Source organism: Paenibacillus allorhizosphaerae, from assembly GCF_042659105.1.
Lineage (GTDB): Bacteria > Bacillota > Bacilli > Paenibacillales > NBRC-103111 > Paenibacillus_G > Paenibacillus_G allorhizosphaerae.
On the sequence record NZ_JBHSRV010000040.1, the window covers coordinates 1 to 13,431 of the forward strand.

Sequence of the window (13,431 nt, forward strand, 5' to 3'; positions counted from 1 at the left end):
GACAGCCTCGTAACCATCTTGATTTCACATAAATTCTATGAAGCACAGTTTTTAAAAAAACACTAAAGCTGGGCTTAGTTTCGTATTGCCAATTTTAGATCTATGCTATGTGAAATTTTCGGGGTAGCGGAATGATTTGGAGCTCTTCAAAGCACATTCCAGATTGCCTCTCTTATTTCTTTCAACCTTTTTTCTTCGAACTGCGGATGATCTTTAAACCATTTAATATTAAGCGGTGAGGGATGTGGCAACACGATTGTAGGTTTATTGTTTATCAAATTGTTTTTAAAGACCAAGTGTTCGAAATTCTCATTCGGGAACAAGAACTTTGCAGCTTTTGACCCGATTATTACAAATAATTTATTATCTACCAATTCCAATTCTTTTGTAAGCCATTTTCTAGCGCAAGCCAACGGAGGAAGGTTATCTCCTCCATTCGCGTTTTTTCCAGGGAAACAGTGCGACAACGCGGTGATATAAAAATTGTCTTGGTTGTAAAAGACATCATCGGTTATTTGATACCATTTATATTTCAGTTTCGCTCCAGTAGGGTCGTTAAATGGTTTTTTTGTAATGTGAACATTATTTGAAGGAGCTTGGCTTATTTGCATTATTTTGCTCCGTTCATTTCCGTGAAAAATTGGCACTGGTGCAAATCCAAACTTTCCTTTGCAATCCTGGCACATAAGAATGTTTTCCTTCAATTCATTGAAATTCATTTTACAACTCCTACGCTCTATGACAAATTCACCATAGAGATATTAGACGTACGAACACGCAATTCCTGCGTTATACTGCCAGTTACTTCAACAACAAAAGAGGAGCTGTCCTTGCGGCAGCTCCACACTATCGTATCCCGTTAGCAGTCCGCTTCTTGTGCCCAAGGAGTTGCAACTTTAGATGTGGAATCTAAATTTGTCATAGTTTCCCCCCATGCCGAGTCTTTCGACTCGCCAGCCACCCTTCTTCTTTGTGCGTTTTAGAATTAAATGATGTTCCCTCACTTATCCTACGTGTCCCCAAAATAAACACATCCCAACACTAGGAAATTCGCAATTATTGACTAATTCCACAGATAGGTCAATTCTCCTACCATGCTGCTGTATTTATTCCACGCTGCCCGTTAGCATAACGCGGCTGCCAAATTGTGCCGGCAGCCGCGTTATGCTAACGGTTCCCGTCGTAATGAAAATCGGAACGGACCGAGGGGCGAATGTATATATCAAATAACCTTTTTCAAATGATATTTCTTTATTCCTTCTGGAAATCCCTCCAGAATACCGTATATCTCATATCCACATTTAACATAAAAGTCAGGAGATTGATAACTATACGTGCATGTATCAACTAAAATACATCCTTTTTCCTTTGCTATTTCCTCAACTCCTGCAATAAGTTTTGAACCATAGTCATGACCTCTGTACTTTTCATCAACCCATAATACATCGATGTACAAAGAATACATGAACATATTGCACATAATTCCACCTACAACCTTATCATCCTTAGTTTTCAGAATAAGGTTAATAGTATCACTCCATTGTTCATCTAAAGGCCGAGAGCTTCTTCTGTTATATTTTATCAAACCATCGCAGACAACCTTAGTCTCTTCCTCAGTCCAATCTTTTGAAATCACCAAATCTTCTTGTAAATTATCATTCATAATATATATTGTCCTACCTTTCAGAAAGGATATTTTTGTTTTACATATTCGTGAATCGAATAAACTATCCTGCCAGTTAGCTCAACCAGCAACTGACGTGCCCAAGATTACAATAGCCATTCATATCTAGTAGCGTGATCCGTCGGCAAGTCATAATGTTCTTGTCAAAATCGGGAATGTCCTCAAGTTCTTGTCATCTAATTTTGACAAGAACTTGAGGACATAAAATGAAAAAGCCGCATCACATGCGACTTTTAATGTAACCATGTTCTTGTCACCCGACATTACCGCAGTCCATGTCGGATGACGCAGGAGACTTTCAACGACATGTGCGGCGACGCGCTGCGCAAAAAATTTCCCGATGTGAAATTCACCTTCATTCCTAAAGCCAAAAGCCTTCGACACGCCTGAGCAAATACACCGATGAATATCGTAATCTAATTTCGTCTAAATAAATGAGAAACAAAATTACGATTATCAAAGATAGAAAGGATGTTAGTTCATGCGTAAAATCATTCTCTTCATTCACAGTTCGATTAATGGAGTTGTCACTGGCGATCCAAGCGAGGACAAAACCAACTGGGCGGTCTGGAGAAATAGCGCCGGGATTGAGGAAGGTTCTCAGTATCTATTAAAAATTTTCGAGACAGCGGATACCATTTTGCTTGGCCGTGGAACCTACGAAGACCTCTCTAGAAAGTGGCCGAATACTCGAGGTTCAAGCCTGGGTGATAAGATAAACAACGCCCACAAACTCGTTGTAACAAGCGCCCGCCCACACGAAAATCTAAAATGGGGAGAATTTGAAGCTCCAAAACAATTGACTGGCAGTAATATAGAAGAGCAAATTAAGGACCTAAAAAATGGTGACGGTGGCGACATTGTTATTTTCGGTAGTCCAACGCTCGTGCGATCACTTGCAAACGCAAATCTTATTGACGAATATCAGATAGTCATGCACCCGGTTGTGGTCAACGTAGGTGAGCATTTGTTTGACAATCTTAATGAGCAGAAGGAATTCCATCTCGTGGACGTCAAAACACTCAAGGTTGGTTCTCTCTTGCTAACCTACAGACCCGCTAAAGCTTAGCTCAACCCGTCAGATCATTACTGTCAACACAAACAGTTCCCAGTTGATAATGTGAATGGACCGTCAGCCTATACTATAATTGATTCAACATAGTAGTTCCATACGTCCCAAAAATGAAGGCTTTGTTAAACTTTGTTGTTGATTTTTTATTAAACGGGCAGGATTCCTCAATAGTGTCTTTTCTAAACGATGTATATCCGAAGTTCGAAGGCTCCCAAAAAAGACTCCCTTGTGGATGGAATTTTGGTTTAAACCAAGGGACGGTTCCCTGGATCATGTCGCTTCTCGGTATCGAATCGTATGATAATGAATCTGCTTACAATGCAATCCTTTTTTTCATGGTTATGTTAAACTTCATTGTTGATATATGAAGATTTCGAACGTTTGGCTGAAAAATGGAGGTGCAACCTGTGGCGACGCTTCATCTAACAGTTGGGCTTCCGTGTAGCGGAAAAACAACCCTTGCTCGACAACTCGAACAGAAATACTCTGCGCTTCGCCTTACACCAGATGAGTGGCATACGCGGTTGTATGGTCAGGATATCGAAGAAGAGGGGCATGAAAAAAAACATGATTTGGTGGAATCAATGCTTTGGGAAGTTGCGGCTCGCGTTTTAGTGCTTGGAGTAGATGTTATTTTAGACTTCGGATGCTGGGTGCGTAGCCAGCGGGACGATATGCGTTTGCGCGCAACGCAATTGGGTGCTGACTTTAGAATACACTTTTTAGATGCGTCTGAAGAGATTCTATTAACACGGCTTGCTGATAGAAATGCTCAACTTCCTGACGGGGCTTTTCGAATAACAGAAGGTAACCTGAAGGAATATGCAGTAATTTTTGAGCCTCCATTCGCTGAAGAACTGCAATATAGTTACGTTTATGTGCAGAAAAAATAATTGAGCTCTCGGGGAATGTTAGCTGAATAATTCGCACATACTGGGCGGTTTATTCTGAAGATTGAAAATCAACATTGGGATTTAACAAAACCTTTTTCATAAAAAATATGACGATCATCCCTATGAGCATGGTGTATATTTTGCGAATGTGCGGAGTTAGCATCAAATAGCTCTCAACTGCCGCAGGAATACGATCGTGAAATTAATTATTGTCATTAAATAATGGATATCGGTGTATACAGTATACCAAACATAGGTTCTAATTACTATGATTTCGTCTAACATGAGTTATGCGTAATTAAGTAGAGCCCCTAAAAAGCCCCTTGATAATGAAGAAACCATTATTTCATTTTGTCAACTTGTTGTTTTGCGTAATAAAAATCAAAAAAAGAAGGAGCAGTTTATTGGACCAGCTCCTTCTTCCTTCTGTATTGGTGTCCTACAAGGATAAAACCAGAAATTGACCATATTGCAAGCGATACTCATTTATTCAATTCCATAATGGATTCATCAGCGATTTTATATCCGGTAATACATTCAATATCTTTATTTCCTTGATGGCCACTCATAAATCTTTATTCCCGATTTTCCAATGTTTTAAACCAGGATCAGTCGGAAAATAATCAGGATCGGTTGATCTGCTTTTCCAATTGCTGGCCGCTGGAAAATCAAAGTTCTTTCCAATAAAGCGATGGATCGGTGCCACCGCTCAGCTCCTGTAACCGTTAGCGCAACATAAAATAGGTAAGAGTCCCTATTGCTACGGTTATCCGATTGATTTCAACTTAAGCCTATTCCGGATCGATGAAGCCGTGCCGTCTGCGATCATGCGGGCCGCGCTTTAACTTCCCGCTTGATTGCTTGCCGGCTTTTCTCACGGCTTTCCGACTGTTGGCCTGCTCCTTACGGGCGAGATGGGCAAGCTCTCTCTCGGTTTTCTTGTAATTAGCGTAGCGCCGCAAATCCAGCATCCCGCTCTCGAGCGCTTCCTTCACCGCGCAGCCGGCTTCCGACTCATGCGAGCAATTATGGAAGCGGCACTGCGTGGCCAGCTCGGCAATATCGGCAAATGTCATCTCCCAGCCGTCTGACGCATCCCACAATTGAAGCTCGCGCATGCCTGGCGTATCGATCATAACTGCGCCGGGCGGCAGCACAAACAGTTCGCGATGCGTCGTCGTATGCCTGCCTCTTGCGTCGCTTTCCCGTATGTCCTGCACCTGCTGCAGCGTATCCTCAGCCAGCCAGTTCAGAAGCGTCGACTTGCCGACGCCGGACGAGCCCGCAATCGCGATCGTGTGTCCGGGCAACAGATAAGGCGCTAGCTCTTCCTTCCCTTTATTCAAGCGTGCGCTGACCGCATGAACCGGTACTCCCGGCGCACTGTTATGGACGGCCGCAATTTTATTGTCGGGATCTTCGCATAGATCGGATTTTGTCAGAAGAACGACAGGACTTGCCCCGCTCTCCCACACCGCGATGAGATAACGTTCAATTTTGCGGATATTAAAGTCCTGATTAAGCGCGTTTGTTATAAAAATTGTATCGATATTGGACGCGATCACCTGCTCGTCGATGACATTGCCCGCCTCCTTGCGCGTCATGGCGGAGAAACGCGGAAGCATGGCATGTATGATAACCCTTTGCTCTCCTTCGAGTAACTGCGCGATTACCCAATCCCCGACCGCCGGGAAGTCGCTTCGGCCACCTGCCTCGAACTCGTACTTGCCGCTTACTGTGGCGATTTTCTCGCTATCTTCGGTGATTACTCGATACTGCTTCGAATACTGCGCCACGATTCGGGCAGGCTCATAGCCTTTATGGTCAAAAAGTGCGCTTTCGCGCCAAGCGGATTGCCAGTAATCGTTCCAGCCGAATGCCGCCAATTGCGGATAGTTATTATTTTCCAATAAATGAAATCCCCTTTAACTTTTGTTGATTTGAAACACAAAAAACCGCAGGCCATCAGCATGCGGCTAAACATAAAAAATCCGCATGCAACCTATGCGGTCACCTGCGGATTACAGCACCAATACATAACGCTCCTGCCGAGCGCTATGTCTGAATATTGGCAGCTGCATTCTCCGTAGAGACCGATGAACATGGAACAAGCACCGTAAGATTCATAGGATTGTAACTCATATTACATCAGCCTCCTAGTTTGTAAAATATACCCGTATTATATGCATTTCCACTGGATGTGTCAAATGCTGCTATTAAGGGCATAGGATGATTGTTGGCCAAACTCCGTTAGCTCAACGATGCTGCCGTTCGGGCGGTCGTTTTTTTCGCATCATGACCGGCAACAAAATCGGCCGTTAACGCGTTTGGATGGTAAAAGGAGGATGTCGGCATGTTGAGAACGGGAACTATTTTACTTTTTATGTTGGTAACGGCTTGCAACTCTAATCCTATTCCCGGCTCACCGGATGCGACCGTTTCGTCGGCGAAGCTGACTCCCGCGCCCTCTCTCCCGGGCAATCCCCCGACTCAAAGTCTGGATATGCTGATAGGATACGGCCCGCAAACCGGAGCCTGGTTTTTATCTGGCGGGCAAGGGCAAGGACGTATCGGCTTCGGCATCGCGGCCGGCAAATCAAAGCCGGGAAGCGAGATTTCTGTCCGACTGGATGCACGCCCGCTAAATCGCGATGTTCGAGTACGGCTTTCAAAGCTGGACGAGCAGCGGAAGCCGGTATCGGTCATCGAAGAGCGATTGATTCGCAGGCCGGATTCGGATTCGTCGCCGAGACCAGAGCTTGTTGTTACGATGCGGTTGCCTGAGGATACAGCCATCACTTATTTGATGAGCGTGGAAATTATAGGGGATGAAGATAACGTCGAGGATACGCTGCTTTCCACGGTGGAGGTACCGGTTCAAGAGCTGGTAGCGAAGCTGTATGCGGATAAAAACCAGTTTCGCAGCGATGAGACCATGGTGCTGAAGCTGACTAATGAAGGGCGCACCGACATTTCGCTAGGGATGGAATACTGGATCGAAACAGAAAGAAACGGCGCATGGGAGAAAGTCCCATTAACGCTGGCGTTCATTGCCATCGGTTATATCCATCCTCCGGGCAGCACGTTTCAACAATCGGTTCCGCTTTCCAAGCTGAAAAAGGGCCGCTATCGGATTGTAAAGGAAGTCCATGCCGACGGAACCAGTCTAAGAAATCCCGTTTCGTTCGAATTTGACATCGTTGACTAACGGAACGAAGCGTTCATCCCCATCATTAGTTTCATTAAATGAAGACAAATATAAAAAATCAAAGAGCAGCTGCCGCGGCACGCTGCACACCTACTCGTTGAACTAACGTATCCCGTTAGCGCAGCGAGCTCCACATACATTCTTCGCAGTAACCTCGCTATGTGATTATTCAGCTTTTGTTTCGTTACTCACTTATCGTTAGAGCATTCACCTACTCTAGCTGTAATAATCACAGATAGATAATCATGTATCATTTCACGTGTCACGTTCATTTCGATAAGATATAAGTCTGCCAAAGTTCTCTTTAATCGCAGAAGTGTTTCTCTATCATCCGCTTGTTCTGGAACCGGTGTGTATTCCACCAAAAAAACAGTTCTTGCGACATCATATAAAAAATCTCCGTGGCACACATTCATGAAGTCTATAACCATAGTATGCCCGTTAGATAGTAATATATTACCAGGATGAAAATCACCATGACATAGCGTTTCTCCAGCATTCAAACTATCAAGAATTTCGAATACCCTTTCTTGTTCTAATAAGCAAACCGATGATGCGTTTACTATATTAGATTTTAAAAATTCTTTGTAGTCCTGTACATTGCTAACTCTGTTTTGAACGATTGTTTTGTGCAACCTCGCCATATGTTCCGCACATCCGTGGAGGTCACCTGTTTTTAAAACCCAATCTAACAAAGATTCACCCTCCAGTTTGTCATATATAATCCCACTTCGCTCTTCGCAACAAATAATTTCATATACTTTAGGTTTTGCAAAGTTCATACCGTTGATAGCCTTTGCATTCTGAAACTCTCTTTCTACCGCATTTTTTGGATAGCCTTTATTGAAAAGCTTAAGCACTTTACCTTCTTCCCATTCATATACGGTTGCGGTATTGCCTTTACCGATTATCTTCCCATATTTCAATTATCTCAACTGCCTTTCAATCTGTTTCGATAAGTATAAGTCTTCCCATCCATATATTGACACAACGAATTGGAAGATAACTCCCTATAGCATAACGAGGCCGCCGATTAATTCCCGCGGCAACCTCGTGGTGTAGTTATGGAGCTATCGTACTCCGTTAGCTTAACAATGGGTCTCAATCAGTTACACTATAACTGAGTACAAAAGAACGATCGTCAGTCATAAAGATATATTCTTCGTATCCATATTCATTTGAAAGCGTTGGTCCATAAATCTTGTAATACACTGCAAAATTGCTACTCCCAAAAAATCATCAATTAATTCTATAAATCGGTTTACGCAGGGCTCTTGAAATTTTAAAGGTATATCTGGCATATCATTTTCTTCACAAACTTCAAAAAACCAATTTAACAAAACCCGCTTAATTTCGCTCTTCCAATTATCAAGATACTTTAAGTTTGAAGGTTCGTTTAATTTGTTTTGATCAAATTCACTAAATTCAAAAGTGTAAAAATGATCTGGTCTTAAATTAAAATAAGCCATAGCTTCTAAGTATCCATTAATTCTAAAAATCTTATGTTCCATTGCACTTCATTCCTTTTACTGATTCAATTTATGTGGTTTTCAATTTAGAAAGTATTCGCGAAATCAATGAACTATCCTGCCCGTTACTTTAATGAACGAAGAGGAGCTTGCAGCGGCATGCTCCCCACTATCTCGTACTCGGTTAGCCAAACATGCAGCGCTAGAGCAGCGCTGCACCACAGAGAATGAAAGTTAATTCGTTCTTCCATGAAAGTACAATACAATTAGACGATGTTTTATTAGTTTTCTATTGGTACATAAAGATCAATTTGCGATTCTGGGTTATTTCCCTGAAAACGGTGATCATATAACTCATACATTGAGGCATTGCTTGGTACAAGACCATTCTCCGGAAGAAATTTACCGTATATCGCTTCTCTAGTGTCCCATATATTAGCCAGGCTTCCTGTATGGGTGAATACAGCATAAGTTTGTTCTGGAACAGTGATAGCTAACATTCCTTCTGGAATTTGTGTTAAAATTGCCTCAAATCCAGCTATATAAATAAACTCACCAGAGTCTTGTGGTGTACCAATACCATAAAATTCGGTTGGGTTTGTTCTGCCGACTATCTCGTGAGATCGTGACATAAATCTTTCCCAGTGCATTGGAATACCGAATCCATTTTCCAGCTCTTTATTGCTCCAACTTAATCCCACGATAGTAAAAGATGCCTTCCTCAATATTTTAGGTTGCATAATTCCTCCTGGTTGGTTTAAATGATTTATCATTCGCCGTACGTTACTTAGTAATTGCTGCTGTTTTTCAATTTCATTGCGGACAGTTTGTTCATGCTCTCCAAGAATGCGATGGACAGTTGTATCATCATGCAGAGCTCCGCTTAATTTCAAAGCACGTATCGTTTCTACTCCAATATCCATGGAGCGTAACCAAATAATTCGCCGAAGTTCAGCAAGCTGTCCAAATCCGTAATAACGATATTGATTATCGTAACCTTTTTTAATCGGACTGAATAAGCCGATAGTTTCATAATGGCGTAACGTTTTAGTTGAGACGTTAAATATGCCTGCCATTTGACCTATAGTTAGCACTAAGCCATCCCCCTTACTTTTTATAATAAAGGATTGCCCCAAGGGCAAAGTCAACATTGACTCAAACTATCCTGCCCCTTTACTTTGACGATCAAGAGCAGGTCGCCACGGCGCCTGCTCCAATTACACTATCGTTATCCATTAGCTGAATAAAGATGCCGCTCATTGCAAGTTTAGAACTTCAATAAAAGGGACTGGCCCTAAGTCACTTACGCTGACTTGGGACAGCCCCGTTCAATTATTTCTTCACTGCTTCATAGGTGAACATTTGTCGGCTGTTCGTCGGCTTAACTCCATGAACATAATCAGCGGAAACGGTGACCTCCGAAAATCCGATTTCTTGCAAAATATAACGGAATTCTTCGACACCATACCAACGAATAGCAAACCGTTCAGGCTCGCTCTGGATCAACTGACCGTCACGCCACTTGTCGTATCGCGACAGTATCAAGTGATATTGGTCGAACAAATCGGCCTCTTCTGTCCTTCCCTCATGCGTGATAATATCCCCGTTGGGCAGCGTGTACGAACATTTCCACACCTGCTCAAAATTAAAAGTCGGAGAATGTGGCATTTCGAGATCAACAATGAACCGGCCGCCCTGGTTCAACAGGTTGTAGAACCGTTTCAGGACGTCAATCGATTCGGAGCGTTTCTCGACCAGCAGGAACGAACCGGCCGGTACGATAATGGCATCGTAACGGTGCGACAAGTCTAGCTCCTGAAGCTTCATTTGGTATAAATCTGCTTTTAGACTGCGTTCCTCTAACCGTTTCCGACAAGACGCCAACATGTCCGGCGAGGCGTCGACCCCATCGACAATATGACCCGCCTCGAGCAAAGGAATCAGAAATCGGCCAGACCCGGTCATCGGCTCGAGAATGCGACCTTTGCACAATCGGAGTCGATCCATATAATATTCCAAATCGCCGCCGATTGAGTGACCGACCGGCTTCGTAAAGTCATAAACCTCATTACTTAACTTTCCGTAAGCGTCAACAGACATATACCTTTTTCCCTCCGTTTTTATTAGCACGAAAGGTTCTTAATCGATCCGACTATCCCTTCCGCACCTTGGTTTGTGCCAATTGAAGAAATTTTGTCATTATCATGATAACCACTCACTCTCAAATGAAATTATCATCATTGTAACCGCATGAGGAGAATCTTGGAAGAGTAACTTCGTTGTAATTAAAACTTGCCATTACTTATGATACGGTTCACCGCGCATCATCTTTAACTATCCTGCCCTTTAGCTTAACGACAAAGGAGCAGCTGCCGCGACGGCAAACTGCTCCTGGATCGCTGAACTAACGTTCTCCGTTAGTTAAGAAAGATAACCAGTGTCAGTTGAGTTACTGACCAAATCCAATCGTGAATCCTGCTGGATCCTTAATAGCGAATTCTCTCATGTTATATTCGTTCGTTCGAAGTTCATAAAGGAACACTGCATCTTTCGACTTGAACTCTGTGAACAAATCATCAATATTTGAAACCATACCAAATGCGTCAAGCCCTTCATTTCCATCATTGTTTGGAGTCGCGGGTATCGATTGTCTTTCGTGAACGATGAACCCAATCCTATTCCATTCGACAAATCCCATGTCATAGTCGCACCAAAAACCCAGCCGTTTGTAATAGTCAAGCACGAGTTTACGATCTGGGACATAAAAAATCGGTGAAATATTACGGATTGTAACCTGACCTTTCTCAACATTCTCCATAAATAATATTCAGCCCCCATGATAGTTGAATTTATTCCTTATTTCTTCACAATTTATTTATTCGATGTTTCCCCAAAAATCCCTTTTATTGGAAAGACTAAATCCTTCCTGTGAAATAAACTGTAGGCTCTATTGTTTCTAATTGTTCGATGTCCTGGTTAAGCAATTCTGCCCATTAGCGCAACGACGGCGGCCGAACATTGGCCGGCTGCCGTCGTGTCATGATAGAGCTATCGTTCTCCGTTAGCGTAGTCACCAACTTCGAATGTAAGTGCTCCATGGTCCCAATTCAGCCTTGTCTCGCTCCTCATAATCGATGAAATCCCATTCTATTCTACCGCAACCCTTACACGGAACTGGGTAATGCTTAGGTTGATCATTTATTCCGAAAAGAGTTACGAAACATCTTGAATGATCATACGGATCATAATAAAGCATTGAATGCTCGTCATCATGAACATATTGTTCAGAACAGTAGGAACAGACAACAACCACATAGTCAGCATATTTATTGTGGACTCCATTAGTATCAAACTTTTTGTTATCCACTCTAATGCACAAAGGCTCTCACCCAACCTTAATAAATCACGTCTTTCCTAAAGTTTACCACAAAAAATTACTTTTATTGTTATTGAATTCTGCCCGTTAGCGTAATGAGGCTGCCGAAATTATTCTGCGGCAGCCTCGACTTATTATTATTCACATCAAGTTTCCTATTACCATTCTCGCCATTCTTCTGTTATATCTTGACCTTCTTCAACCTCTAGTCCAGCTAGCCTTGCTACCTTATCAATAAAATCAACCAGTTCTTCTCTTTCCATTGTTTCTATGAAATAGTCATTTTCTTCATTTAACTGGTTAAAGGAAACCACTATTTCTTCAACAAGTTTCATTATCTTCTCTTGTTCAGGGGCTCCCTGTATCAGGATTATTTCGGTTATGTATTTATCAAGTATCTTATCGCATAAAACTAATCGTTCAGGTGTAAACAAATCATCTTCATATTCCACCATTCGTTCACGCCATTTTTTTGTTGGCTTCTCATCTAACAAATCTTGCGCCGCCATGGAAAAACACCCTCTTTTCATTTATTTATTCGCACAGTATCACAGAATGGTTTAGCAAAAATAATTCGTCAGGAATGGGGGATATCCTTTTTCTTGTAACGAAAGAACTTTCGCGCTATACTGCCCTTTAGTTTAATGAAGCCACCAGATAGATCCCGCGGCGGCCTCATGATGAGCTATTGTATCCATCCTTCAGTTTTAAGGGTTTATGTTCGAGAACGCATGGCCCCTCCTCTTGTGACAACTAAACGCTTGGGCCCGTTGTATTATCGGGAATGGGATAAGGTTCTTGTAGCGCCTCGCTTGAAAGGTAATCCAGGATGAATATCGTTTTCTCGATACGCCCCATTTCTCGCAGTGCGGTAGCCAAGCTGTTTTGTCTTGCATAGGAACCGATTTTCCCCATTATGAGTGATGCTGAAACGGTGCCTTCCCGGGTAGAGTGAGCCAGCCGGAGTACATCATCGTAGTTTTCCTGAATGATCTTTGTATTAATCTGTCCGCGCAGCAGCTTCTCCAATTAAGGAAAATCGGAAAGTTTCCCGATAGCGTAGAGCTTGGAATCAGCCAAGTCGCGCAAGCGCGGCGCAAAGCGAAATCCAAGCAGATGCGTTAAACCAAAAACTTGATCGGTGTAACCGGCTGTATCCGTATAATGCTCCTCGATGGCCAAGTCCGTTTCATGATGGAGTAAACCGTCGATGACATGTACGGCATCCCGAGCGTTCGTATTGCTGACTTTCGTGTAGAACTAACAAACCATTCAGTACGTGAGTGAGGAATATGTTTAATTAGTGTCAACAAAAAATGACAATAATCCTCCCTAAAATAAAAAGAACCCTTATATAATAAGGATTCTAATGAGGGGGCTTCAATGTCGTTATACAAATTAGGGGTCAGGTCACGAAACGGAAATAATCGTAAGCTAAGATTCCTCGATTTACTCGCGAGTTGCGTCGCTTCGTCCGAAACGGATATTGCCTGCAATCGTATCCTGAAGAGGTACACATCCTGAAACATCATAGATACTTTGTGCGGGTCAATGGCGAATATCCTCCCCACCATCGTCAACATTCCCTTTTCCCCTTTTCCAGGTCGTATAGTAAGTAATATGTGGTGAAATACTTCCGTTTTTTGCTTCAAGAGATCAAATCAATGATTTGTCTGATTGCTTTTTTGGCTTCTGGAATAGGCATCGCGGGAAAGACATGATTCATTTT

The 13,431-nt window shown here is 42.6% G+C and carries 13 protein-coding genes and 1 pseudogene; 3 read left to right on the forward strand and 11 right to left on the reverse strand.

The window, feature by feature from the left end; genetic code table 11:
* Positions 1-146: 146 nt before the first annotated feature.
* Both ACFQI7_RS37025 and ACFQI7_RS37030 read right to left on the reverse strand, forming a co-directional pair.
* Complete coding sequence (locus ACFQI7_RS37025; protein WP_218103425.1) at positions 147-719, reverse strand: uracil-DNA glycosylase family protein; 573 nt, start codon at positions 717-719, stop codon at positions 147-149.
* Between the two features lie 503 nt (positions 720-1,222).
* Complete coding sequence (locus tag ACFQI7_RS37030; protein ID WP_218103424.1) at positions 1,223-1,663, reverse strand: GNAT family N-acetyltransferase; 441 nt, start codon at positions 1,661-1,663, stop codon at positions 1,223-1,225.
* Between the two features lie 502 nt (positions 1,664-2,165).
* Here ACFQI7_RS37030 and ACFQI7_RS37035 point away from each other — a divergent pair.
* Both ACFQI7_RS37035 and ACFQI7_RS37040 read left to right on the forward strand, forming a co-directional pair.
* Positions 2,166-2,753: a dihydrofolate reductase family protein gene (locus ACFQI7_RS37035; RefSeq protein WP_218103423.1), complete on the forward strand. Its 588-nt coding sequence runs from the start codon at positions 2,166-2,168 to the stop codon at positions 2,751-2,753.
* Positions 2,754-3,163: 410 nt separating this feature from the next.
* Complete coding sequence (locus ACFQI7_RS37040; protein ID WP_218103422.1) at positions 3,164-3,649, forward strand: AAA family ATPase; 486 nt, start codon at positions 3,164-3,166, stop codon at positions 3,647-3,649.
* Between the two features lie 565 nt (positions 3,650-4,214).
* Here ACFQI7_RS37040 and ACFQI7_RS37045 read toward each other — a convergent pair.
* Positions 4,215-4,355, reverse strand: a complete 141-nt coding sequence (locus ACFQI7_RS37045) for a hypothetical protein (RefSeq protein WP_218103421.1) — start codon at positions 4,353-4,355, stop codon at positions 4,215-4,217.
* Positions 4,356-4,440: 85 nt separating this feature from the next.
* Entirely contained in the window at positions 4,441-5,559 is a 1,119-nt protein-coding gene (rsgA, locus tag ACFQI7_RS37050) for a ribosome small subunit-dependent GTPase A (protein WP_218103420.1), read from the reverse strand.
* Between the two features lie 443 nt (positions 5,560-6,002).
* On the opposite strand from rsgA, the gene ACFQI7_RS37055 reads away from it, so the two are divergent.
* Positions 6,003-6,857: an immunoglobulin-like domain-containing protein gene (locus ACFQI7_RS37055; RefSeq protein WP_218103419.1), complete on the forward strand. Its 855-nt coding sequence runs from the start codon at positions 6,003-6,005 to the stop codon at positions 6,855-6,857.
* 188 nt (positions 6,858-7,045) lie between these two features.
* Here the strand turns inward: ACFQI7_RS37055 and ACFQI7_RS37060 are convergent, their stop codons facing one another.
* The 7 genes and pseudogenes from ACFQI7_RS37060 to ACFQI7_RS37090 form a co-directional block, all read right to left on the reverse strand.
* Complete coding sequence (locus tag ACFQI7_RS37060; protein ID WP_218103418.1) at positions 7,046-7,783, reverse strand: phosphotransferase family protein; 738 nt, start codon at positions 7,781-7,783, stop codon at positions 7,046-7,048.
* 219 nt (positions 7,784-8,002) lie between these two features.
* The gene (locus ACFQI7_RS37065) at positions 8,003-8,368 is read right to left on the reverse strand and encodes a hypothetical protein (protein WP_218103417.1); all 366 of its coding nucleotides are present in this window, start codon (positions 8,366-8,368) and stop codon (positions 8,003-8,005) included.
* A gap of 239 nt (positions 8,369-8,607) precedes the next feature.
* Complete coding sequence (locus ACFQI7_RS37070) at positions 8,608-9,477, reverse strand: GyrI-like domain-containing protein (protein WP_218103416.1); 870 nt, start codon at positions 9,475-9,477, stop codon at positions 8,608-8,610.
* Between the two features lie 181 nt (positions 9,478-9,658).
* Positions 9,659-10,426 (reverse strand): class I SAM-dependent methyltransferase, encoded by a 768-nt coding sequence (locus ACFQI7_RS37075; protein ID WP_218103415.1) that lies wholly within the window; start codon positions 10,424-10,426, stop codon positions 9,659-9,661.
* A gap of 349 nt (positions 10,427-10,775) precedes the next feature.
* The gene (locus ACFQI7_RS37080) at positions 10,776-11,144 is read right to left on the reverse strand and encodes a VOC family protein (RefSeq protein ID WP_218103414.1); all 369 of its coding nucleotides are present in this window, start codon (positions 11,142-11,144) and stop codon (positions 10,776-10,778) included.
* Between the two features lie 716 nt (positions 11,145-11,860).
* Positions 11,861-12,211, reverse strand: coding sequence for a hypothetical protein (locus ACFQI7_RS37085; RefSeq protein ID WP_218103413.1), 351 nt, complete (start codon positions 12,209-12,211; stop codon positions 11,861-11,863).
* A gap of 289 nt (positions 12,212-12,500) precedes the next feature.
* A pseudogene (locus ACFQI7_RS37090) lies at positions 12,501-12,962 on the reverse strand (Tn3 family transposase); the annotation flags it as partial.
* Between the last annotated feature and the right edge of the window lie 469 nt (positions 12,963-13,431).

Coding starts and splice junctions, on each gene's coding strand:
- ACFQI7_RS37085 (WP_218103413.1), bottom strand. CDS start 12,211: ATGGCGGCGCAAGATTTGTTAGATGAGAAGCCAACAAAAAAATGGCGT.
- ACFQI7_RS37025 (WP_218103425.1), bottom strand. CDS start 719: ATGAATTTCAATGAATTGAAGGAAAACATTCTTATGTGCCAGGATTGC.
- ACFQI7_RS37080 (WP_218103414.1), bottom strand. CDS start 11,144: ATGGAGAATGTTGAGAAAGGTCAGGTTACAATCCGTAATATTTCACCG.
- ACFQI7_RS37035 (WP_218103423.1), top strand. CDS start 2,166: ATGCGTAAAATCATTCTCTTCATTCACAGTTCGATTAATGGAGTTGTC.
- ACFQI7_RS37065 (WP_218103417.1), bottom strand. CDS start 8,368: ATGGAACATAAGATTTTTAGAATTAATGGATACTTAGAAGCTATGGCT.
- ACFQI7_RS37030 (WP_218103424.1), bottom strand. CDS start 1,663: ATGAATGATAATTTACAAGAAGATTTGGTGATTTCAAAAGATTGGACT.
- ACFQI7_RS37055 (WP_218103419.1), top strand. CDS start 6,003: ATGTTGAGAACGGGAACTATTTTACTTTTTATGTTGGTAACGGCTTGC.
- ACFQI7_RS37070 (WP_218103416.1), bottom strand. CDS start 9,477: ATGTTGACTTTGCCCTTGGGGCAATCCTTTATTATAAAAAGTAAGGGG.
- ACFQI7_RS37075 (WP_218103415.1), bottom strand. CDS start 10,426: ATGTCTGTTGACGCTTACGGAAAGTTAAGTAATGAGGTTTATGACTTT.